The following is an 860-nucleotide window of genomic DNA, read 5'->3' as shown; positions in this document are numbered from 1 at the left end:
TCCTACATTATTTACGGACCCTTAGCCAACGGCGCGACCACTCTGATGTTCGAAGGTGTGCCCACCTATCCGGATGCATCGCGGTTCTGGCAGGTCTGCGAGAAACACAAAGTTAACCAGTTCTACACTGCCCCCACCGCCATCCGCGCTTTGATGGGGCAAGGTAACGACTTCGCAACCAAATGCGATCTATCCTCCTTGCGAATCCTCGGAACGGTGGGCGAGCCGATCAATCCCGAGGCGTGGAACTGGTATAACGATGTCATCGGTGGGGGCCGCTGCCCCATCGTCGACACCTGGTGGCAAACCGAAACAGGCGGGCACCTGCTCACCCCCCTGCCCGGTGCGCATGCAACCAAACCCGGTGCGGCGATGAAGCCGTTTTTCGGGGTGCAGCCCGTGGTGCTTGACCCGCAGACGGGCGAGGAAATCCATGCCAGCCCGACAGAGGGCGTGCTGGCGCTGAAATCAAGCTGGCCGGGGCAGATGCGCACCGTCTGGGGCGATCACGCGCGGTTCGAGAAGACCTATTTCTCGGACTACAAGGGCTATTACTTCTCGGGCGACGGCTGCAAGCGCGACGCCGACGGGGATTACTGGATCACCGGCCGTGTGGACGATGTGATCAACGTGTCCGGCCACCGCATGGGCACGGCAGAGGTGGAATCCGCGCTGGTCGCCCATGCCAAGGTGGCCGAGGCGGCGGTCGTGGGCTATCCGCATGACATCAAGGGCCAGGGCATCTACTGCTATGTCACCCTGATGAACGGGGTCGACCCGTCTGACGAGCTGACCAAGGAATTGCGCAGCTGGGTGCGCACCGAAATCGGCCCCATCGCAAGCCCGGACGTGATCCAATG

Annotated in this window: 1 protein-coding gene; it reads left to right on the top strand. The window is 61.9% G+C overall.

Annotation, left to right across the window (positions count from 1 at the left end):
* On the top strand, positions 1-860 hold an 860-nt coding region (locus ACG74X_RS21290; RefSeq protein ID WP_411237323.1), incomplete at both ends, for an AMP-binding protein.

The sequence above is a fragment of the Marivita sp. S0852 genome, assembly GCF_046591575.1.
Classification (GTDB): domain Bacteria; phylum Pseudomonadota; class Alphaproteobacteria; order Rhodobacterales; family Rhodobacteraceae; genus Marivita.
This window is presented reverse-complemented; position numbering and strand designations above follow the sequence as displayed.